This is a genomic window from Pirellulales bacterium, from assembly GCA_035533075.1.
Taxonomy (GTDB): Bacteria; Planctomycetota; Planctomycetia; order Pirellulales; family JAICIG01; genus DASSFG01.
On the sequence record DATLUO010000135.1, the window covers coordinates 103,842 to 124,284 of the forward strand.

Consider the following 20,443-nt stretch of genomic DNA (forward strand, 5'->3'; position numbering starts at 1 on the left):
TGGTGGCGCCGCAAGCCAAGTGGCCGGTCGTAATCCCAAAGGCAGTCGATCCGGCGCCGATCGAAGTCGCGCCGCCGGCCAAGCGTCGCCGGCCCAAGATCGTGTTGCCCGACGTCGTGCCCACGCCGTCAGACGCGCACAAGACATTGCTCTTCGCCGCCGGGATTGTGGGAATCTCGGTGGCTGGGTTTGTGTTCTACAAGACCCGCGATCACTCGTCGACCCAATTAGAATTAATGCCAGACAAAGCGGCATCGGCAAATAAACCGGTCAAGGACGACGCCGAAAAGGCCCGCGCGATTTTCGAAGCGCGCGAAGCGGCGGACGACGATGGTTCCGCCCGCGCGATAAGCGTCAGCGAGGCCTCTAGCACAGCAACGGACGACATCTTTGCCGACGACGCGAAGTCGGCGCCGCCGCCGAAAACTTCCAGCGACGACCCCGCGGATTTTTTTGCCGATGGCGACCAACCACCTCCGGCCGCGATGGGTTCGACCGCCGATGACGCCGCCATCGACGACTTCTTCGCTCCTGACAGCGACGGTAAATCAACTGACAGCGACGGTGAATCAGCGACCGACGATTTTTTTAGTGAATGACGAATGATCCAACCACGGATAACGCGGATGGCCACGGACAGTGGAGCACCGAAGGTGCGTCATTCGATAGCCCAGGGTGCAGCGCAGCGGAACCCTGGGTTATCGGACAACCAAACCGCCGTAGCCCTGAAAGGGCGTTACTGCGCGGCGAACTACGCTCCGCAATGAATGAACGAACAATGATTACGCGTATTCGACTAATCGCCATCGTTTGCATCGTCCTTTTCCTGGGCGCTCCGCTCTTCGCGGAGACAGTCACGGCCACCGGCACCATCGAATCCATCGACACCGACGCGCGCGCCATCACCGTTCGCCGCAAGACTGCCAAAGGCGAGAAAACGGCGAAGCTCACGGTGCCGCCGCAGGCGGAACTGCTCGTTGACGGCCAACCGCGCGACCTCGCGTCGCTGAAGTCCGGTCAAAGCGTCACCATCAGCCTCGACACAACCACAAAGCAAATCACCGCGATCACAGTCGCCCCTGGCACGCCGTCCGGCGATTCGTCCGCGGCAGACGACGAGGCCGGCTTCGAGCCGATCTTCAACGGCAAGGGATCTCGACGGCTGGGACGGCGACTCGAAAATCTGGGCTGTCAAGGACGGCGCGATCACGGGCCAAACGACGCCTGAAAACCTGGCCAGCCGCAACACCTGCATCATCTGGCGGCAGGGCAATGTCCATGATTTCGAGCTACGGCTCTCCTATCGCATCGTGGCGGGGAATTCGGGCGTCCAATATCGCAGCAGCGATCTGGGTGATCACGTCGTTAGGGGCTACCAGTGTGATAAGGAGGCGATGTCGGTCTTGGGCAAAGTCGCGCTCGGGGAGGCGGCGACTCTCGATGTTCGACGCGCCGGCGCGGAAAAAACGATTCAGATCAAATTCGATTGAGTGCGGATGCCAAGGATCCAATGCACGACGAGCGTTTCAAAAAGCTGTTGCGGGAGTTCTTCGCGGAGTTCATTTGGTTGCTTTTTTTCCCGACTGGGCCGCGCGATTCGACTTCAACAGTCTGGAATGGCTCGACAAGGAACTGATGAGCGACGCACTCGCAGGGGAGAGCCGCTACGTCGACCTCATCGCCAAGCTAGGGACCCTTGAGCCGGTGCCGGGGCCCGACGGTCGCGCGGCCGACAGTTGGCTGGCGCTGGTCCATGTCGAAATCGAGGCGGCAGACCGAGTCGCGCCGTTGCGGCGGCGGATGTTTCACTATTATGAGCCCCTGCGCCGCCGCCATGACTTGCCGGTGCTTCCGATTGGACTTTTTCTGCGCGTCGGCCTGGACGGGATTGGTTGGGACTCGTACGAGGAGCATTTTTGGGGGCACCAGCTCGTGCGTTTCAGCTACCCGTACGTCGGACTTCCCGCTCTCGATGCGGAGCAATACCTTCGGCAAAATAATTGGCTTGGTGTGGCGCTGGCAGCCTTGATGCAAGTTCCTAAAGAACGCAAAATACAGTTGGCGGGTGAGGCGCTCGAGCGGCTCGTGCATTGCCCTGACGATGTCTATCGCAGGACGCTGCTCTGCGAGTGCTTCAGTGCCTACCTGCCGACGGACGAGGAGCAGGAGCGGCAATTCGAAGAAATGGTGCGAAATCATCCGGACCCAGGAGTTCAGGCAATGGAAATCGGCTTGTTAGACCATGTCGAACATCGCGGCATGCTGAAACTATTTCGACGGCTACTTGAAGAGCGGTTCGGCCCCTTGCCTCCCGACGCTCTCGCCCGCCTTGAGGTGTTGCCGCAAGATCGGCTTCTAGAGCTAGGTAGCGCGCTGTTGTCGGCGGCCTCGCTTGAGGAACTGGGGCTCGGCAACTCGCCAGCGTCGGATTCCTGAGCCTCCGTCGGTCCTCTTCGGCCGGCCCCCGTTGCTTCGACGCCGCGAGATCCAAGGGAAGAAACGACGGATGGCACCGATGGACACCGATAGTGAGGATTCACCTGTGGTTGATGAATTGACATCCAGCATCATGCCGAACATCGCCCGAATCGTCGTCACAGCATCGCTTCTTTCATTTAGCACTTCGCTCTCGGCGGAAACCGTGACCGCTACCGGCACGATCGAGGCCGTGGATGTCGCGGCCGGCACAATCACCGTTCGCCGCAAAACCGCCAACGGAGAGAAGACCGCGCAGTTCAAGATCGCCGGCGCTACGAAGATCGTCTTCAAGGGCGAAGTATCGGGGCTGCACCGCTTCGAGACCGGGCAGAAGGTCGAGATCACCTTCGAAACCAAGGCCAAGCAGGTGACGAAGCTTGAAGCGTGGCCGCGGGAACCGGCCGCAGACAACGTGCCGCCCGAGGGGTTCGTCGCGCTCTTCAATGGCAAAGATCTGTCGGGTTGGCGTGGCGTGCCGAAGCCGCCGCTCGACAGTCCCGCCAAACGCGCTCAAGCGTCGCGAGCCCAATTGGCCGCGGCGCAAAACCAGGCCGACACGGAAATGCGCAAGCATTGGAGCGTGCGTGATGCCATGCTCGTTTTCGACGGCCAGGGGAGCGGTCTGGCGACCGCGAAAGATTACGGCGACTTCGAGCTTTGGGTCGACTGGAAAATCGAGCCGGGCGGCGACAGCGGCATTTATCTGCGCGGCATGCCGCAAGTGCAAATCTGGGATCACGCGAGCGACGCGGCCAAAGGCGTCGGCTCGGGTGGGCTCTTCAACAACCAGAACCACGCCAGCCGGCCGCTGATCGTCGCCGACAAGCCCATCGGCGAATGGAATACGTTCAAAATCACGATGTCCGGAGATCGTGTGAGCGTCAAGCTCAACGAGGTCGTTGTCGTCGACAACGTGGCCTTGGAAAACTTTTGGGAGCCGAACAAGCCGGCTTATTCAAAGGGGCCGATCGAGCTGCAAAAGCACGGCACGCGGCTCTACTTCAAGAACATCTACCTCCGCCAGCTTCCGCGCGGCGGGAGTGAAAGCGATGCGAGCGCCGCCGATGCGGGCGATTGAATGCAAGGATGACCGGATTAAAGTCACGATAAACGATGCGGTGGTGAACGAAGCTTGGGGAGCGGAGGAGGTTGAGGGCAAAATCTGCTTGCGGAACCAAAACACGGGCATTGAATTTCAAAATCTGCGTCTCGTGAGGCTCGACGGGTAAGATGGTTCGTGGCCAGCATTGCACGTTTCGTTGGGTACAACCGAAAGATCCAGTCTGCGAGCATCCCCTGCCGGTGCGGCCGTCTGAGAGGAAACCGATGCACGACCCGCGTTTCAAGAGACTGCTCAAGCAATTCTTCGCCGAGTTCTTTTGGCTCTTTTTCCCTCCCTGGGCTGAGCGGTTCGACTTCGATAGCGTTGAATGGCTCGACAAAGAGCTCGTGAGCGATGCCCTGCAAGGCGAGAGCCGCTTTGTCGATGTCATCGCGAAGCTGGCGACGCGCGAGCCGATTCCCGGCCCGGATGGGCGGTCGGCCGAAAGTTGGCTCGCCTTGGTTCACGTCGAAATCGAAGCCGCCGACACCGCGGCGCCGCTCCGCCGTCGGATGTTTCATTACTACGAGCCGCTGCGCCGCCGCCACGACCTGCCGGTGCTGCCGATCGGAGTTTATCTGCGGGTTGGCCTGGACGGGATCGGCTGGGACGCCTACGAAGAGCACTTCTGGGAGCACCAGCTCGTGCGTTTCAATTACCCGTACGTCGGCCTGCCGGCCCTCGACGCGGAGCAGTATTTGAGGCAGGACAATTGGCTGGGCGTGGCCCTGGCGGCCTTGATGCGCGTGCCGAAAGAGCGGAGAATAGCGTTAGCTGGCGAGGCGCTGGAGCGGCTCGTGCATTCTCCCGTGAATGCTTACCGAAAGACGTTGCTTTGCGAATGCGTGAGCGCGTATCTGCCGACCGACGAGCAGCAGCGGGAACAATTTGAAAACATGCTTCGTAACCATCCAGATCCGGGAGTGCGAACGATGGAATTGGGTTTGTTGGATCACGTTGAGCAGCGCGGAGAACAACGCGGAATGCTGAAACTGTTTCGAGGACAGCTCGAAGAGCGGTTCGGCCCATTGCCGCCTCAGGCGCTTGCCGACCTAGAGGCGCTTCCGCAAGATCGGCTCATGGAGTTGGGGCGCGCGCTATTGTCGGCGGCCTCGCTTGAAGAGTTGGGGCTCGGCGTATCGCCGGCGCCGGATTCCTGAGCCTTTTAGTCGGAGCAAGAATATGCGGCTTACACTTTCGCCGCGGCCGCCCGAGGCCGACGCCGACGATTGTTAACCCCATTCCGATGGCCGCCCCGTGGGAGAAACGCCCGTCCATTTTCGCAACCTGTCGTATCTCAGAGAGACTCTCGATGTCTGGTACGCCAGCGACCCGCAGGTCTTCGTGGCCGCCAACCTGTTCATCTATTACGTGCCGGGTGACCGCCTGAAGCACGTCTCGCCCGACCTGTTCGTGGTGCGCGGCGTGCCCAAAGACAAGCCGCGCAAGAAGTATCTGCTCTGGGAGGAAGGCAAGGGGCCCGACCTGGTGGTCGAACTCACCAGCGCCGGCACGTGCGATGAAGACCTCGACAAAAAGTGGCTCTATCGCGACATCCTCGGCGTCCGCGAATACGTTCTGTTCGACCCGTACGCCGAATATCTCGATCCGGCGCCGCAGGGCGTTCTTCTTCAAGCGGGCCATGACGTGCCAATGCCGATGGTATCGGGCCTGTTGGTCAGCGAGGTGCTCGGTTTGCACTTCGAAGCGGACAGCGAGGATCTTCGGCTCTATGATCCGGCTGCGGCCCAATGGCTTCGCACTCCGCCGGAGGAGCGCGAGTTCGCTGCGCAGATGGCGGCCAAACTCGATCAGACGATGGCCGACAAGGCGCGACTCGAACAAGAGTTGGCCGAACTGCGGCAACGCCTGACCGACACGGGTGGTTCCGAGGCGCGGCAAGTGTAGGTCCAACGTTCGCTCAGCATGGCGTCATTCCGGCGACGACTCACAGAACACTCTAACAGGTCACGTCGAACTCCGCCTCGTGCAGATGGTGCAGGATGTGCTCGAGAACCTCGATCTGACGAGGCCCGTCCAGTCCCTCCGCCGTTTGCGAGGTGCTTCCCCCGCCCGCCCGCTCCAACTCGTGGAGCCGAGCGGCGACCAACTCGATCAATAACTGCTGTTCGGCGCTTTCTAATTCGAGAAACATCGTTCCCTCCCTTTTTCGCGCAGCCGAGCCCTGGCTTTCGGCGCTCAGTGCATCAACAAGACAAAGATCGTTGCGAACGCCAAGACCAGCGCCCACCAGATCACCTCGTGCGATTGCGGCACACTTCGCCGTTCGATCGTAAACATGACCCGCTCCTGAAAACAACGGTCTGGTTGCTCTTTCAGTCCAACCATCAAGAGCGGCAAAGCGTGTACCGCATGGCCGACTCGCGTGCCGTTGCGAACCGGATCCGCACAAAAGCCGCGTCCGGCCCGGCTTTGCGGCGATGACCAGGCAGCGGGCAGCCGTTGCCCGCGGGGCGACGGCGCGCGTTACAGCACGTTCGGCGCGCCGATCCAAGCGCATCCGCCACCTATCCATCCATCGACGAGTGACATAGCACTGGGCGGGCGGTGGACTTGCCACTGCCCGCGCAACAGGATTAGGATGAAACCGTCAACTGTTTGCCTGTACGGAACCTCACGGCTGCGATGCGTGCGAAAGTAAAGTGGATGTCCCCGGCGTTCGTCGCGGTCGTGCTCGCTTTGCCCTGCGCTACGGCTGCCGCGGGACCGGCCGAAGACCAGTATGCCGTGGCGGCGGGCCACTATCAGCAAAAGCGCTGGAAATTCGCCGCCGACGAGTTCCGCACGTTTCTGGCCGACTACCCGCAGCACGCCAACGCCGGCAAAGCCCGGTTTTATCTGGCCGAATCGCTCGTGCAATTGCGGCGGTTCGACGAGGCGGCCCAGGCGTTTCGCGCCTTTGCCGAACAGTCGCCCCAAGACCGGCTGGCGAACAAGGCGCGGTTTCGGGCCGGTGAGGCGACTTACCTGGCCGGGCACTACGATCGGGCCCGCGCCGAGCTCGACCGTTTTACCCGTGACTTGCCCGACGACCCGCTCAATGCCTACGCCTTGCCCTACCTGGGCGACCTGGCCTTGCGCAACAATGACTTTCCGCGGGCCCAACAGCTTTTCACCGAGGCCTTGCGGCGGTTTGCCCAGGGTCCGCTGGCGGATGATTGCCGGTTTGGCCTGGCCCGATCGCTGGAGGCGCAGGGCCAGCACGACGACGCCCGGCGGCTGTTCTTGGCCGTCGCCGCCAAGCCAACGAGCAACCTGGCCGACAACGCCCAATTCCGCCTGGCGGCCAGCTTCTATGCCACGGGCGACTATGAGCAGGCGTTGGCTTCGTTCCAGGAGCTCATCGAGCATCCGCGGTTTGCCCGTAGCGGCTTGCGGACCAAGGCCGCACTCGCCGAGGGAGAATCGCTGTTTCAATTGCATCGTCTTGATTTGGCCCGGCAGCGGTTCGAATCGCTGCTGGAGGAACCCTCGGTGGCCGTCGAAGCCCGCTATTGGCTGGGACTCGTACAGGCCGCCCAGGGTGATTGGACCACAGCCGCCGAAAGCTTGCAGGCGGCCGCTGAGCGGGCCGGCGGCGACCAAAAGTTGGCCGCCGCCGCCCATTTTCACGCCGGCGACGCCCTGTTTCACGCGGACAAAACGGCCGAGGCCAAAGCCGAATTCGCGCTCGTGCTCAAGAACTGGCCGCAGACCGAACTGGCGGAAAAAAGCCTGCTGGGACTGATGCAGGTGGCGTTGGCGACGGGCGACCATCCCTCGGTCGATCAGCTTGCCGCGCAGTTCGGCGAGCATTATCGGCAGACGGCACTCAGGCCCCAGGTCGATCGCATCGTGGGACGTTCGCTGTTGGCGCGAAAGGATTACGTGGCTGCCACGGTGCTGTTCGAGAGGTTGCTCACAACCGCCGGACAAGAGCGGCAAAACGCCGATCGCTGCCTGCTGGCCGCGGCCTACGTCGGCCAGTCACGGTTCGACGAGGCATTGCAGACGATCGATGCCCTCTCGCTGGCCGAGCAGCCGTCGGCCGACGATCGCGAGTTGTGGATCGATGCCCAGCGGCAACGGGCGGCGTCGCTGGTGGGGCTCGATCGCTTTGCGGACGCCGCCGGAGTGCTCGAACGGTTGCTGGCTGCCATGCCCGAACCGCAGGCGGCCACTTGGGCCCGCGCCGAGTTGGCCGTGTGCCTGGCCAAGACGAACCAGCTTGAACGGGCCAAGACCGTCTTTCGGGAGGCATCGCAGCAGGCCGCCGGCAGCGAGGTGTTGCCCGCGGCCGTGCTGGCACTGGGCGATGCGGCACTCGAGCAGAACGATCCGGCCTGGGCCAGCGAATTGTATCAGCAGTTGGCGAGCGAGAAATCGGCTTACCGCGCTCGCGCCCTGTGGGGCCTGGCACGCAGCCGCGTGAAGCTGGACGAATCGTCGCAGGCCGTGGCGGCCTTGGACCAGTTGCTCGCTGATTACGCCGGCGATCCGCTGGCCTCGGAAGCGGCCCTGGCTCGCGGGCAGCTTTTGGACCATCTCGAGAAGCACGAAGCGGCCCTGCGGTCGTATCGCCAGGTGATGGAGGCTTATGGGTCCAGCCCGCAACTTGCCCTGGCGATGCTGGCCGCCGCCCGACTTGAGGAGCGACTCAAGCGGCCCAAAGAAGCCGCAAAGCTTTATGAAGAGCTCGACCGCAAGTTTCCCGACTCGCCGGAGCACGACGCCGTGCTTTATGAATGGGCCTGGGCGCTGCGCGCGGCGGGCGAGCTGGACAAGGCCGACGCGATCTTCGAGCGTTCGCGGGCGGCCATGCCGCGCAGCCGTTTTTGGGCCGACGCGGTCTATCGCCTGGCCGAGCGGGCCTACGAAGCGAAGGACTATGCACGTGCCGGACAGCTTGTCGCCGAACTGATCGCTGGCGAGCCGGGTCCGCAGGTGTTGCCGCACGCACTCTATCTTGAGGGACAAATCGCGGCGGCGAAAAACGAGTGGCCGCGCGTGCCGGCCCCTTTGCAGCGGCTGGCGGCCGACTTCCCCGACAGCCCGCTATTGCCGTTGGCCCGTTACCTGACGGCGGAAGCGGCCTATCGACAAAGCGAGTTCGATCGCGCGGCGGAGTTGTTCCGAGAGTTGGCCGAGTCCACGAGTGGCCGAAACGACAAGTGGCTGGCGATGGTCCCGCTTCGCCGGGCGCAGATTCTTACCCATCAGAAGCAGTGGCACGACGCCTTGGAGTTGGCCTCGCAGATCGAGACCGATTTTCCTGATTTCGAGCAGCTTTACGAGATCGATTACGTGATCGGCCGTTGCCAAGCCAGCTTGGGAGAGTTTGACGAGGCCCGCGCCGCCTATCGCCGCGTGGTCAAGAGCGAGTCGGGCGCCAAGACCGAAACGGCGGCCAAGGCCCAATGGATGCTGGGCGAGACGTTCTTTCACCAGAAGAACTACGAATCGGCGCTGCGCGAGTATCTCAAGGTCGAAATCCTGTATGATTACCCGATGTGGCAGGCCGCGGCCTTGTTCGAAGCGGCCAAGTGCCACGAACATCTTGGCGAGCCGAAAGAGGCGCAGGAGCTTTACGCGAAGCTGGTCAAGGCGTATCCCGATTCGCCGCTGGCCAAAGACGCGGCCGGACGGTTGAAAGCCTTTGAGGCCCGTGCGCAGAAATGATCGAGATGCAGCAACACAACGAAGGGGAATTGCAAATTGCAAATTGGCTGAGAGGCGTCGTCGCCGTCTTGGCGCTCGCGATCGGCCAATTCGCCGGTTCCGCCTGGGCCCAAGAGGACGATCCTGCGGAACAATCGCCCGTTGCCGCCGCGCCCGCCTCGACGAGCGATCTGATTCCGCAGCGCAATCTGCTGCAAATCGTCAAAGCGGGCGGCATCTTGATGGTGCCGATCATCTTCTGCTCGTTCATCACGCTGGTGTTTGTGTTCGAACGGGCGATCGCGCTGCGTTGGGGCCGGGTGATTCCGCGGCCGTTCGTGAAACGGTTTCTGCACCAGTTGGGCGAAGGGCAGCTCGACAAAGAAAAAGCTTTGGCGCTTTGCGAGGAGAACGGCAGTCCGGTGGCGCAGGTGTTTGCGGCCGCGGTAAAAAAATGGGGCCGTCAGGCCGTGGAGGTGGAGCAGGCGGTGCTCGACGCGGGCGAACGGGCCTCCAACGGCCTGCGGAAATACATCCGCATCTTCAACGCCGTCTCCACCATTTCGCCCTTGCTGGGACTGCTGGGCACGGTGTTCGGCATGATCAAAGCGTTCAACGACATCTCGGGCCACGACGCGATGGGCAAGCCCGAACTGCTATCGAGGGGCATCAGCGAAGCGCTGATTACGACGGCGGCCGGTCTTTCGGTCGCCATTCCGGCCCTGGTCTGCTACCTGTTTTTCCTCAGCCGCGTCGACCGGCTGATCATCGAGATCGACGCCCTCGGCCAGGACGTCGTTTCAGCGATTTCGGCCGAAGCATTGCAGACCACGGTGAAATCGACCCGGTCCCGCAGCCGAGAACCAGTAACCTGATGCTGATTTTGGTTTTTGGATGTTGGATTACAGGCTGAGGTCGGTGTTTCCCTTGGAATCGAAAATCCAAAATCGAAAATCCAAAATCGCCCTACCATGCCCCTCAAGACCTATCGCGACGAAGCGCCGAGCTTGAACCTGACGTCGATGGTCGACGTGTTGTTCTGCCTGATTCTGTTTTTCATGGCCGCCAGCAAGTTCACGGAGCAGGAGCGTCGGCTCGACCTGTTTGTGCCCGAAGTCAGCGACGTTAGCGCCCTCTCCGCCCCGCCGGAAAAGAAGACCATTAACATTTATCGCGACGGAGTGATCGAAATGGACAGGCAAGTTGTGCCGAGCTTGCCGAGTCTGACCGATCGGCTGGCCGAGGCGCGACGGCAATATGCCGACATCGGCGTGCTGGTCCGCGGCGACGGCGAAGGAAAGTTTCAACGCGTGGCCGAGGTGCTGAACGCCTGCAAGCAGGCGGGCATTTCGGAACTGGGGATTTCGGTAAGATTGGCCAATCCACCGCAGAGGTAGAAGCTAAAATGACGGACCATGCCAGGCAATGCCGCTCCCGAGTGCTTTTCACTGGCGATGAGCCTGGCGCTGCATCACATTCGACTGAGAACCCTGCGACCCGCGTGGTGTGCCGTCTGGCCGATGTGTCCCTGGATGCGACATCCATTTCACAAGACCGATTGAATATTGACGGCAAGGTCCGAAGCAACCTTTTTCCGTGGAATGGGCAGTTCTCTCCCCAGTTGGTCCACGTGCTCCTCGAGACTTACGGCCGGCGCGGGGATATCGTGCTGGACCCGTTTATGGGAAGCGGAACGGTTCTTGTTGAAGCGGCCCGCCTGCGACAACGACCGTTTGGAGCCGAGATCAACCCCGCCGCCTGCAAAATGGCGCAGACCTACGCCTTTATGAACGACTCCGTAGAGACGCGCAAGGAAACGATTAAGGAAATTGACGAGGCACTCGTCGACGCGCTCGGATTTGGTCCGCTGTTTTCAGCCCTTGGCGAGCCCGGCCATGAGGCAGGCGCGAGACAAAAACTCCTGAATCTCTGGAGGCGGCAAGGGGCAGGGTCGCGAACCGGCCGGTTGCTGGAAACACTCATCGTACTTCTCGATTTCTACGGGCCTGACGTGGCTATGAAGAGAATCTTCGCTACCTGGCGCAAGTTATCACGACAAACTCTTGAGTTGCCGTTCACGGACGAGCCGGTCGACTTTGTGAACTGTGACGCCAGACATTTACCACTGGGCCCGGAAGTGGTCGACTTGGTTACCACTTCCCCACCCTATATCAACGTCTTTAACTACCACCAACAATACCGCGCGTCGGCCGAGGCGATGGGCTGGGACCTGCTGCACGTAGCCAAGTCGGAAATTGGAGCGAACAGGAAGCATCGGGGAAATCGATTTCTGACGGTGATTCAGTATTGCCTCGACATGTGTCAGGTGCTGGCAGAAATGCGGCGGGTTTGCAAGCCGTCGGCCCGGATCATTCTTGTCGTTGGGAGGGAATCGAACGTGCGCAAGACACCGTTTTACAACGGTGACATTGTCGTCCGCATCGGCACTCGCTGTGCGGCACTGTCGGCGGAATCACGGCAAGAGCGGGTCTTCAAGAACAAATTTGGCAGGCTCATCTACGAAGACATCTTGCATTTTCGCCGTGCGGACGAAGCGCGGGCCGAAAACGAGGCACCGGGCGCGATTGCAAAGGAAGTGCTTACGGAAGCTCTCGACTACTGCCCGGTGGAATCGGAGGAAGATCTCCACGATTCCCTTCGTAGGGCTGCCGAAGTCAAGCCGTCCGCGGTCTACTTTCGCCTAAATACTGACGCGCATCAGAGACATGAAACTGCCCACGCCTCATCTTGAAAAGCTGCAGGCCACCTTGGCCAACGACAAGCTTCCGCCGGAAGATAAGCCGGTCATCGAAGGGGCGATCCGCAGATATGACGAGTGGGTGAAGAAACTGCGCAGCGCAAATGGCAGCAGTGTCGATGACCTTGTCAAGCGGATGGTGGCGCTGCTCAACGACTACAGGCTCTATCTCGACGTGGAGGTGATCTTCGATCGGGAAGCGGACTTTCTCTACCGCCAAAAAGGCCAGACCAAGCTCGATAACAGCGTGATCGAAGAGTTTCTCCCGCACCTGGTCTACAAGTGCGTGATGCGGGACCGCGACACGACGGGAATCGCGATCGGGCCCAACACGACCTTCTCGTCCATCTACTTCGCCTCGAGCCTCGATGCCCCGGCGAAGGGCGGCGGAATCACCGTCCGAACCAAGGACCAGGACTTTGCCATCGGAAAAGCGGTTTACCTCCGGGCATCGCATGACGAACATTTCAAGGAAGCGACGACCAAGGCGCTTTATGTCGGCTACGTATGCGCCGAGTGCAAAACCAACCTCGACAAGACGATGTTTCAAGAGGCGGTCGCGACAGCCCACGACACAAAGGCCGCTGTCACCGGAGCGAAATACTTTCTATTATGTGAATGGCTGGACATGCTGCCGCAGAGCACGGCCCCCACCGATATTGACGAGGTCATCATTCTCCGCAAGCAAAAACGAATGTCCTCGAACGTTCGCGCGAGCTTTGGCACGTCCGCGGGACGCAAAGCTGGTCGGAAGAAGTTCCTTAAATTCCTCCAGGACAACCCATTCAACCCAGACATGTTCTTGCGTTTTGTCAACCACCTCAGCGGGCTCTTCGGCGTCGAGGAACCTGAAGAAAACACGGTTCTCAAGCAGGGCTATTTCTGATGACCTCCCTCCGCCTCGACCGCTGGCTCGACTATCTCACGGGGCCCCAGTTGCTGTTGGGCATCGTGTGGCTGGGGATGATCTGCGTCACGGCCACGCTGCTCTTGATGATGGTCACGCGCTGGGGCCAGTCGCAGCCGCTGAAGAAGTGCATCATTTTGTCGCTGCTCACCCACGCCCTGCTGGCCACCTACGCCACGACCATCGAGATCGTGGGCGCGGCGCCGGCCGAAGAGGTGACCCGCGCCAGACTGGTTGACGCCGATCCCCACTCCGACGAGCAAGAAGGCGCCGCCAGCGGAAGCCCCGCGGCCGCAAAACCATGGGAAACATTTGCCACCGACTCCCCGCCCGACTCGAAACCCAGCGAACTGGACCGCCCCGAGGCCCCGCCGATCGCCCAGCCGCTGGATGAAAACGTCGATGTATCAGCCGTGTTGCCGGCCGATCCCGATCTGATGCCGGCCGAAATGGCCAGGCCCGATCCCGCGTCGTTGGCCGAGGTGAAACCAGAATCGACGATCGACGCCGCCGAGGAAGAGCCGATCGAAGCGCCGGCCGCCAGCCGCCGCGAGACCCGCGACCCGGCGCTCGTGGAACGCACAGGCCCGACGAAAGCCGAGTCGCCGAAAAAGCCCGGCCCTCCCACGATGTCGGCCGCTGCGCCAGGCTTGCCGGGCGAGTTGAGCGACGTGCCGGCCCTGCCGCGAATGGTCGAGTTGCCCGCGGCCAAGCCCGGCCCCTTGTCGCCGGCGCCCTCCAGCGATCAGCCGGCCCGCAGCGCCACGCCGCTCGATGCCGAGACGTTGAGCGACTCGAACCGCCGCACGGCCAACGACGACCTGCGGCGGGAAGCGAATCTCGGCTCGATCGTCCACCGCGACGCCCGTCGCAATGCCGAAGCCGCATCGCCTGCGGCCGCACTCCGGCCCGACATGATTGCCAACCCCCTGCTGGCCCCGCGCAAACCGGCCTCCGACGAGCCGGGCGAAACTCCGCGGGTGTATGAAAACCGCCGCGCGTTGCACAAGGCCGAAATCATCGCCTCGCACGGCGGTTCGCCCGCCACCGAGGCCGCGGTCGCGGCGGCGCTCAAGTGGTTGGCCGCCCATCAGCACACCGACGGCCGCTGGGACGCCAGCCGCTTCGGCGCCGGACAAGACCGCCGCATCGGCAACCAGCACCTTTACAACGTCGGCGTCGAGGCCGACAACGGCGTCACCGGGCTGGCTCTGCTCGCCTTTCTCGGCAACGGCCACACGCAGCTCGAAGGCGACTATCAAGACACCGTCGATCGCGGGCTGGAATTCCTTGTGGCCACGCAAAAGGAGAACGGCAACCTCAGCGGCGACGCCGATCAGTTCGCCATCATGTATTGCCACGGCATGGCCGCCCTGGCGTTGAGCGAAGCCTACGCCATGACCCAGGACGATCGCTTTCTAGTGCCGGTGCAAAAGGCCATCGGCTATACGCTGGCCGCGCAGGCCCACTCGGGCGGCTGGCGCTACAAGCCCGCCGAGACCGTCTGCGACACGAGTCAGCTCGGCTGGCAGCTCATGGCACTGAAAAGTGCCGAGTTGGCCGGCATCGAGGTGCCCCCCAAGGCCCGGCAAGGGATGCTCCGCTTCCTGCAGACGGTTTCGTCGGGCAGGCACGGCGGACTGGCCAGCTACCGGCCGATGAGCGTGGCCGGCGAGCGCGTCACCGTGAGCATGACGGCCGAGGCCCTCGTCTGCCGGCAGTTTTTGGGACTGGCGCGAAACAACCCGGCCAGCGACGAGGCGGGCGATTATATCGCCACCAGCTTGCCCGGACGCGGCCCGAGCAACTTTTATTACTGGTACTACGCCACGCTGGGCATGTTCCAACTGCAAGGCGCGCATTGGCAGCGGTGGAAGAACGCCCTGGAGCCGACGCTCATCGCCAGCCAGCGCACCGAGGGCGACCTGTCGGGAAGCTGGGATCCCGACCCGGTTTGGGGCGGGCATGGCGGCCGCGTCTATTCGACCGCCCTAGGGGCACTTTGCCTCGAGGTCTATTACCGCTTTTTGCCGCTTTACGTGCAGGCCGCCGAGGCCGCTGGCGACGCTAAGTGATTGCCAGCATTACTATTCCGTAGGGTGGGACCAGCGAGCTTGCGAGCGCCGGCCCACCGATTGCGACGTCCATTGCGGTGGGCCGGCGCTCGCAAGCTCGCTGGCCCCACCCTACACGGCTTACGCCGTAAGCGGGCGACGGGTGTTTGACACTCACCCGCTCGCCAGTACAATTGCATATTGATGGCGGTGGCCTTGCGCAGCCGTAGCGCGGGCCGTCGTCGAAGCCCGCCTAAAACTTCCGCTGGCAGTCGTCCGCTACGGTATTCGGCTGCCACGCTCATCTGAAAGAACTCGGCCATGCTTGCGCTGTTTGGGGTTCCGTTGTTTGGCATATTTGGCGTCGGTCCGGTCGAGCTGTTGGTGGTGGGCGGGGTGGTGTTGTTGCTGTTCGGAAATCGTCTGCCAAGCTTGATGCGCTCGCTGGGGCGGAGCATGGTCGAGTTCAAGAAAGGCGTGAACGAGATCGAGCATGACGACACGGAAGGCGGCGGTGCGGCTCCGTCGGGCAATCCGTGAATGTTCGGCCCTGTAAGTCCTGAATTAACTCTCAACTGGTCGGGGAGATCGGTATGTTTGGTCTAAGTCCAGTCGAATTGATGGTGGTGGGCGTGGTGGCGGTGCTGCTGTTCGGCTCCAAGTTGCCGAGCGTGGCCCGCTCGGTGGGCAAGAGCTTGGGGGAGTTCAAAAAGGGAATGCAGGATCTGCAAAACGAGTTGCACCAGTCCGACTCGCGTCCTTCTCAGGTGCGGCGCTACCATGAAATCGACGACCGCGAAGAGGCGACGGCGCCCAAGTTCGAGCCGCCCGCTTCGGAGCCGACGCTGGAAGAGCCTCCCAACGACGTCGCGTCTTCCGAGCCGCCCCGTGAAACCGTGCCGCCCGACGCCGGCGAAAAACCGTTCGGCCAGACGTAGGTCGCCAGTAGATGTAGGGTGGGACCAACGAGCTTGCGAGCGCTGGCCCACCGTAATCGACGTCGCAATCGGTGGGCAGGCGCTCGCAAGCTCGCTGGTCCCACCCTACAGCGACTCCGCTACGCGGCTTTTCGGGCAATCAGCCGCGAGAGGTCGTCCACCCAACATTCGATCCAGATCGCCTGGTTGGCGTTTCGGTCGATGTGGGCCAGCGCGTCAAAACATCGCTCGACGCAGGCCACCGCGTCTTCTCCGCCAGCCGGCCAATTCATGGCCGCGATTTCGACCGCCTTCGCCAGCTCGGCGTCGCCGGTCGGGGAAACGCCGGTCAAGCGCCGCACGAGCTGCCGGTAAAACTCGGCCGCGAACGTCACGATCTGCCGGGCACGCGCTCGCCGCAACGGCGCTTCTTTGCCCGCCTCGTCGACAAAGGCCAGCACGGCCTTGGCCAGCCGCACGCTGTCAAACCGTGCCTCGGCCAACCGGCTGACTAACTCGCCACGGAACTTCCACAACTCGGCGCCGGCCAGCTCGCGCGCTCGTGCCAAGCTCCCTTCGCTATAGGTCGCCAGCCGCTGCGCCTCCTCGTGATTGGCGGCTATGCCTTGCGACAACAACAGCGAAGCCACGACGTCGCGGGCCAGCGGAGCGAAGCGGATGATTTGCGATCGCGAGCGGATGGTCGGCAACTGCCGGTCGACGCTGCTCGAGACCAGAATGATCACCGACCGCGGCGGAGGCTCTTCCAGCGTTTTGAGCAGGCAATTCGCCCCTTCCTCGTTGAGATAGTCGGCGTCGTCGATGATGGCCACCCGTCGCCCGCCCATGAACGGCTTGAGCGAAATGTCGTGGCACAGCCCCTCGCGCATCCGCCGGTCGCCGCTGCCGATCAGAAGCTGAACCGGGATTTCGCTTTTCTCGTCCGGCTTGGCCACGACGATCAAATCGGGATGCGTCCCGGCCTGCACCTGCTGGCAACTCGCGCAGTGGCCGCACGGTTCGAGTCGTTCGGGCGGATTGGTCTGGCACAACAGCGTCTGGGCCAGCTTGTGGGCGAAGGCGTGCTTGCCGACGCCGTTTGGCCCCACGAACAAATAGGTGCTGGCCAGCCGCCCGCGGCCCAGCGTGCGGCGGAACTGTTCCACAACGTCGTCATGTCCTTCGATGCCTTGCCAACTCATGCCCCCAAGATAAGGCCAGCGGGCCGAAGGCGGAAGATGCTCGCCCGCTCACTTCAGAAAATCACCCGGAACGGTCAGGCCGTCGCCGCGGGTCCCCAGCCGTTGAAAGATCAAACCTTCGCTCGTGTAACCGTTTGGGCCGTCCGCGGCGATGGTCTGGATGAAGTGGACGGAGCCGTCGGCGAAGACGAAGTTCGAGCCTGCCGGGTGCATGCTCGAAAAGTCGTCGAGGCCGGCGCCGTCGTTGCCGTCGAATGCGGCGTTGTTCAAGTGGGCGTGCGCAAGAGTCAGTCCGGAAGCTTGCAAGTACGTACCCGCCACGACGGGCTGGCAGGTGTTGTACTTGCCTCGCACGACCGCGGCGTTGTTCATCGCCCCGGCCCAAATGCCTTGGGAAATTCCGAAGGCTCTATCACCGGCCAGGATCGTGAAGGTCGTTCCATCGAGGATCTCAGCGAACCGCGTTCCGCTGTTGCGGTAGAAGAGGCCGTCGCCGGTCGCCGCGAAAACTTCGAAGGCATCGCTGCCGGTGCAAGCAGCGTAGCTCGCCGGCGCCGCCAGCGCCACCGTGCTGCCCGACGCATTGGGCAGGGCGTACGGCGTGTCGGGTACGATGTCCGAAGGACAGAGGTACGGGGCGACCCAGGTTTGAACCGCACGGGCGTTCGCGGGGTGCTGGACGGGGAGGCTGAAGTTGGCCGACTGAGAGACCGCGTTTTGCTCCATATTCGGCAGCAGGAACGCGGCCCAGCCCCAGCCGGGCGTGGTGTCGGTTTCTCCGTCGACATACGGGCCGGCGGCGAGGTAGCCGGGCGGCAAGCGACGCATCGCATCGTGGTAGTTCTGAAAAGCGATGCCCATCTGCTTCAAATTGTTCACGCACTGCGTCCGCCGCGCGCTTTCGCGTGCCGCCTGCACGGCCGGCAGCAGAAGCCCGATCAAAATGCCGACGATCGCAATCACCACCAACAGTTCGACCAGCGTAAAACCTTTCCGCGTCGGCATTGGCCTGCTCTCCTCCCATCGAATTTCGTTCCGGATGGCCGTCCCTATGCACGCCGTGCGCCGAAGTCGGCGGTGCAATTGGGATCCGCGGAAATCACGGCAGATTTGAGCGCAATCGAGCCGCCCGCCATGATGCCCCCCTGCGACATGGCGATTCTTTCGCCACTCGCGGCGAAAAAATCGCCGGCAGGACGGGCCGCCGATTTTGAAACGGTGGAAGATGCGAAGAAACAGGCACTCGAGCGCAGCGGCGGTATCGCGCACGCGCGTGGGAAATCCGTTTGCACGGGCCACCCCACTGGTGTAGGATCACCGGAAACGAGCAGGCTCGTTGCCTGTGCCGTTGCGTGCCGTTCGCCTTCAGTAGCAGGCACAGTCCCTGTGCCGTTCGCCCGGTAAGTGCCGCATGAAGTGGGGATTTCGCAAGCCGTCGCTTCGCAAGCGGATTGCCGCGCGAACGAGTTGGAAGCGTTACGTGCGGCAGCAACAGCCCTTATCGGGCACAGGCGGTGGTGCAGTACACCTTGCAAGACCTGGCGAGCCAGGGGCACTGCGGCTATCCCGAACCGGGCGTGGTAGAACACGCGCGACGAAGAGCATGAGGAAGGGACTGCCGGACTGGCGCGAGATGGAGTGACCGGATGCTGCGCGGGGGCGACTGCTGGACAAGTAGCTACCTGACTTGCACGCGAACGTTGCCTCATGCGTGATGGGAAGGAAGACCTCAGGAACGACGACGACAAGACGCTCCTGATCGAACTCGGCAAAGCTCAAATTGACGGGATGTTTGCTCGTCAGGATAAGGGGCCCGCTATCGATGATTCGGAGTTCCTGCCACTGGTTGAGATCGTGTTGACGGCATTCGAGACGACGCAGGCCGACAATGCCATTGCCGACGAGCTTTGGGAATACGCTCTTGCCCTGTACGACCGAATGTGCAAGGAAGCCGAACCGACTTCGACCACCGCAGAAAACCGAAAACTGATGCAGAGCTATCTCCTGGGAAAGCGTCGAGGCAAACGACAAAGACGGTGAACCGACATATTCCAGCTTGCGATTCTGACCGGCCCAGAAAGGAGCTACCAAGGGCACGGAAAAACTCGCCGGTAAAGCTGCACCAGCTTGCCGAGAAGGGCGACGTGCGACTATACACCCTGGAAGTCTTCTTGATGGGTGGCCCGATCAGCGAGAAGTTCGCCAAGAAGAATCCGGTGATCTCGCGGACCATCCAGATTCGTGGCGACCAGACCCTCGAAGACCTGCACCACGCCATCTTCGACGCCTTTGACCGCTTTGACGAACACATGTACGAGTTTCAATTCGGCAAGGGGCCGATGGACCGCAAGGCACCGAGGTACGTGCTGCCCAATGCCGACGACCTGGACATGGGCGATGGTAAGCGGCCCGCTGGGCGGGTTGAGCACGACGCCCGCGAACTTGCGCTCGCGGTACAGTCCATCTGCCGCGGCGGCCCGCAATCACCTGGTGCCGCCGCAGTCAGGCACAGCCTCTGGTTTGGCAATGTCGAGCATTTAATCCCTCTTGGCCGACAGTTGGAAAGAACTAGCCCCGCAAGGCCATTAGACCGCGCCGGGACGGCTGGGGCAACGTCTCGCGCCGGTTCCTGTGTCATGGGGCGCCTAAAACCGGCCACGTAAGGGCGCGTTAAACCGGCCACTTACGAGGAGCGAAAGTTCGTCGTCTAGCCCTCATTCCAGTTTTCTGGGAACCGCTTTAGCAAAGCGGCGCGGCAAGCCGTATCCGCCTACCTTCCGTTTAATCGAGTGGACTCAGCGGGAATCGAACCCGCCCTGTCATCTGGGAACTGGGCCAGCCTGCCGGACTGGCGTCTTCCCTTTAGACGATGAGCCCATTGCGTTTTCAGTGGACCGCCGCGGAATCGAACCGCCCAGGTTTCCAGGATTACGGGCCGGCTTGCGGAGCCGGCGTCGTCCCGTTGGACCAGCAGCCCATGTTGTCGAGTGGACCTGATGGGGGTCGAACCCATCGCACCGACGTTGCAAAGGTCAGTCGCCTCCAGGGACATGCGGATGGAATCGAACCATCGTTTCCTGGACGTCAACCAAGCGTCGTCGCCGTTGGACCACGGGATCATCGTTCAAGTAGCCGAGGTGGGAGTCGAACCCACAAATTCACGAGGCTCTCGACCTCGCCGCTTTGCCAGTTTGCGTACCCGGCCATGTTCAAGTGGCAGTTCCGGGAGTCGCACCCGGCGCGCGGAGCTTATGAGGCTCCACTGAGCACTGGCCCACCTGCGTCAAAGTGACCAAGGGGAGACTCGAACTCCCACGCCCACGAGGGGCCGACGTTCTGAGCGTCGTGCGTCTTCCAGTTGCGCCAC

20 protein-coding genes and 3 tRNA genes are annotated in these 20,443 nt (G+C 62.2%); 17 read left to right on the forward strand and 6 right to left on the reverse strand.

Annotation, left to right across the window (positions count from 1 at the left end):
- Window positions 1-104 precede the first annotated feature (104 nt).
- The 7 genes from VNH11_17205 to VNH11_17235 all read left to right on the forward strand — a co-directional run bounded on the left by VNH11_17205 (window position 105) and on the right by VNH11_17235 (window position 5,488).
- On the forward strand, window positions 105-599 hold the full coding sequence (locus VNH11_17205) for a hypothetical protein (protein HVA48110.1): 495 nt from the start codon (window positions 105-107) through the stop codon (window positions 597-599).
- Window positions 596-1,228 carry a hypothetical protein gene (locus VNH11_17210; protein HVA48111.1) on the forward strand — a complete coding sequence of 211 codons (633 nt, stop codon included), beginning with the start codon at window positions 596-598 and terminating at the stop codon, window positions 1,226-1,228. The genes VNH11_17205 and VNH11_17210 overlap by 4 nt, the downstream gene beginning before the upstream one ends.
- On the forward strand, window positions 1,206-1,490 hold the full coding sequence (locus VNH11_17215) for a family 16 glycoside hydrolase (protein HVA48112.1): 285 nt from the start codon (window positions 1,206-1,208) through the stop codon (window positions 1,488-1,490). The genes VNH11_17210 and VNH11_17215 overlap by 23 nt, the downstream gene beginning before the upstream one ends.
- Window positions 1,441-2,436 (forward strand): DUF4351 domain-containing protein, encoded by a 996-nt coding sequence (locus VNH11_17220; protein ID HVA48113.1) that lies wholly within the window; start codon window positions 1,441-1,443, stop codon window positions 2,434-2,436. The genes VNH11_17215 and VNH11_17220 overlap by 50 nt, the downstream gene beginning before the upstream one ends.
- A gap of 79 nt (window positions 2,437-2,515) precedes the next feature.
- A complete protein-coding gene (locus VNH11_17225) occupies window positions 2,516-3,556 on the forward strand; it encodes a DUF1080 domain-containing protein (protein ID HVA48114.1) in 1,041 nt (346 codons plus the stop codon).
- A gap of 248 nt (window positions 3,557-3,804) precedes the next feature.
- Window positions 3,805-4,740, forward strand: a complete 936-nt coding sequence (locus tag VNH11_17230; GenBank protein ID HVA48115.1) for a DUF4351 domain-containing protein — start codon at window positions 3,805-3,807, stop codon at window positions 4,738-4,740.
- 97 nt (window positions 4,741-4,837) lie between these two features.
- Complete coding sequence (locus tag VNH11_17235) at window positions 4,838-5,488, forward strand: Uma2 family endonuclease (protein HVA48116.1); 651 nt, start codon at window positions 4,838-4,840, stop codon at window positions 5,486-5,488.
- 52 nt (window positions 5,489-5,540) lie between these two features.
- On the opposite strand, the gene VNH11_17240 is transcribed toward VNH11_17235, so the two are convergent.
- Window positions 5,541-5,735 (reverse strand): hypothetical protein, encoded by a 195-nt coding sequence (locus tag VNH11_17240; GenBank protein HVA48117.1) that lies wholly within the window; start codon window positions 5,733-5,735, stop codon window positions 5,541-5,543.
- A 512-nt stretch (window positions 5,736-6,247) separates the two neighbouring features.
- Between VNH11_17240 and VNH11_17245 the strand changes: the two genes are divergently transcribed.
- From VNH11_17245 to VNH11_17280, 8 genes are all read left to right on the forward strand, one after another.
- On the forward strand, window positions 6,248-9,259 hold the full coding sequence (locus VNH11_17245; GenBank protein ID HVA48118.1) for a tetratricopeptide repeat protein: 3,012 nt from the start codon (window positions 6,248-6,250) through the stop codon (window positions 9,257-9,259).
- 5 nt (window positions 9,260-9,264) lie between these two features.
- On the forward strand, window positions 9,265-10,113 hold the full coding sequence (locus tag VNH11_17250) for a MotA/TolQ/ExbB proton channel family protein (protein HVA48119.1): 849 nt from the start codon (window positions 9,265-9,267) through the stop codon (window positions 10,111-10,113).
- Window positions 10,114-10,209: 96 nt separating this feature from the next.
- The gene (locus VNH11_17255) at window positions 10,210-10,635 is read left to right on the forward strand and encodes a biopolymer transporter ExbD (protein ID HVA48120.1); all 426 of its coding nucleotides are present in this window, start codon (window positions 10,210-10,212) and stop codon (window positions 10,633-10,635) included.
- An 8-nt stretch (window positions 10,636-10,643) separates the two neighbouring features.
- Window positions 10,644-11,990 (forward strand): DNA methyltransferase, encoded by a 1,347-nt coding sequence (locus tag VNH11_17260; GenBank protein ID HVA48121.1) that lies wholly within the window; start codon window positions 10,644-10,646, stop codon window positions 11,988-11,990.
- On the forward strand, window positions 11,965-12,882 hold the full coding sequence (locus VNH11_17265; protein HVA48122.1) for a Bpu10I family restriction endonuclease: 918 nt from the start codon (window positions 11,965-11,967) through the stop codon (window positions 12,880-12,882). Before VNH11_17260 ends, VNH11_17265 begins: the two co-directional genes overlap by 26 nt.
- Window positions 12,882-14,978 (forward strand): hypothetical protein, encoded by a 2,097-nt coding sequence (locus tag VNH11_17270; protein ID HVA48123.1) that lies wholly within the window; start codon window positions 12,882-12,884, stop codon window positions 14,976-14,978. Before VNH11_17265 ends, VNH11_17270 begins: the two co-directional genes overlap by 1 nt.
- 300 nt (window positions 14,979-15,278) lie before the next feature.
- The gene (locus VNH11_17275) at window positions 15,279-15,497 is read left to right on the forward strand and encodes a twin-arginine translocase TatA/TatE family subunit (GenBank protein ID HVA48124.1); all 219 of its coding nucleotides are present in this window, start codon (window positions 15,279-15,281) and stop codon (window positions 15,495-15,497) included.
- A gap of 53 nt (window positions 15,498-15,550) precedes the next feature.
- Entirely contained in the window at window positions 15,551-15,895 is a 345-nt protein-coding gene (locus VNH11_17280; protein ID HVA48125.1) for a twin-arginine translocase TatA/TatE family subunit, read from the forward strand.
- 119 nt (window positions 15,896-16,014) lie between these two features.
- Here VNH11_17280 and holB read toward each other — a convergent pair whose 3' ends face one another.
- Window positions 16,015-17,076 (reverse strand): DNA polymerase III subunit delta', encoded by a 1,062-nt coding sequence (gene holB, locus VNH11_17285; protein ID HVA48126.1) that lies wholly within the window; start codon window positions 17,074-17,076, stop codon window positions 16,015-16,017.
- A gap of 48 nt (window positions 17,077-17,124) precedes the next feature.
- Window positions 17,125-18,081 carry a DUF1559 domain-containing protein gene (locus tag VNH11_17290; protein HVA48127.1) on the reverse strand — a complete coding sequence of 319 codons (957 nt, stop codon included), beginning with the start codon at window positions 18,079-18,081 and terminating at the stop codon, window positions 17,125-17,127.
- A gap of 702 nt (window positions 18,082-18,783) precedes the next feature.
- Between VNH11_17290 and VNH11_17295 the strand changes: the two genes are divergently transcribed.
- Together VNH11_17295 and VNH11_17300 are read left to right on the forward strand one after the other, a co-directional pair.
- Window positions 18,784-19,116, forward strand: coding sequence for a hypothetical protein (locus tag VNH11_17295; protein ID HVA48128.1), 333 nt, complete (start codon window positions 18,784-18,786; stop codon window positions 19,114-19,116).
- Window positions 19,113-19,739, forward strand: coding sequence for a hypothetical protein (locus VNH11_17300; protein HVA48129.1), 627 nt, complete (start codon window positions 19,113-19,115; stop codon window positions 19,737-19,739). The genes VNH11_17295 and VNH11_17300 overlap by 4 nt, the downstream gene beginning before the upstream one ends.
- Before the next feature lie 127 nt (window positions 19,740-19,866).
- Here the strand turns inward: VNH11_17300 and VNH11_17305 are convergent.
- The 3 genes from VNH11_17305 to VNH11_17315 form a co-directional block, all read right to left on the reverse strand.
- Window positions 19,867-19,953, reverse strand: a tRNA-Ala gene (locus VNH11_17305).
- A 13-nt stretch (window positions 19,954-19,966) separates the two neighbouring features.
- A tRNA-Ala gene (locus VNH11_17310) sits at window positions 19,967-20,053 on the reverse strand.
- A gap of 152 nt (window positions 20,054-20,205) precedes the next feature.
- Window positions 20,206-20,281, reverse strand: a tRNA-Leu gene (locus VNH11_17315).
- Window positions 20,282-20,443 lie beyond the last annotated feature (162 nt).

Coding starts and splice junctions, on each gene's coding strand:
- VNH11_17210 (HVA48111.1), top strand. CDS start 596: ATGACGAATGATCCAACCACGGATAACGCGGATGGCCACGGACAGTGG.
- VNH11_17220 (HVA48113.1), top strand. CDS start 1,441: ATGTTCGACGCGCCGGCGCGGAAAAAACGATTCAGATCAAATTCGATT.
- VNH11_17225 (HVA48114.1), top strand. CDS start 2,516: ATGGACACCGATAGTGAGGATTCACCTGTGGTTGATGAATTGACATCC.
- VNH11_17230 (HVA48115.1), top strand. CDS start 3,805: ATGCACGACCCGCGTTTCAAGAGACTGCTCAAGCAATTCTTCGCCGAG.
- VNH11_17240 (HVA48117.1), bottom strand. CDS start 5,735: ATGTTTCTCGAATTAGAAAGCGCCGAACAGCAGTTATTGATCGAGTTG.
- VNH11_17245 (HVA48118.1), top strand. CDS start 6,248: ATGTCCCCGGCGTTCGTCGCGGTCGTGCTCGCTTTGCCCTGCGCTACG.
- VNH11_17250 (HVA48119.1), top strand. CDS start 9,265: ATGCAGCAACACAACGAAGGGGAATTGCAAATTGCAAATTGGCTGAGA.
- VNH11_17255 (HVA48120.1), top strand. CDS start 10,210: ATGCCCCTCAAGACCTATCGCGACGAAGCGCCGAGCTTGAACCTGACG.
- VNH11_17260 (HVA48121.1), top strand. CDS start 10,644: ATGACGGACCATGCCAGGCAATGCCGCTCCCGAGTGCTTTTCACTGGC.
- VNH11_17265 (HVA48122.1), top strand. CDS start 11,965: ATGAAACTGCCCACGCCTCATCTTGAAAAGCTGCAGGCCACCTTGGCC.
- VNH11_17270 (HVA48123.1), top strand. CDS start 12,882: ATGACCTCCCTCCGCCTCGACCGCTGGCTCGACTATCTCACGGGGCCC.
- VNH11_17275 (HVA48124.1), top strand. CDS start 15,279: ATGCTTGCGCTGTTTGGGGTTCCGTTGTTTGGCATATTTGGCGTCGGT.
- VNH11_17280 (HVA48125.1), top strand. CDS start 15,551: ATGTTTGGTCTAAGTCCAGTCGAATTGATGGTGGTGGGCGTGGTGGCG.
- holB (HVA48126.1), bottom strand. CDS start 17,076: ATGAGTTGGCAAGGCATCGAAGGACATGACGACGTTGTGGAACAGTTC.
- VNH11_17290 (HVA48127.1), bottom strand. CDS start 18,081: ATGCCGACGCGGAAAGGTTTTACGCTGGTCGAACTGTTGGTGGTGATT.
- VNH11_17295 (HVA48128.1), top strand. CDS start 18,784: ATGCGTGATGGGAAGGAAGACCTCAGGAACGACGACGACAAGACGCTC.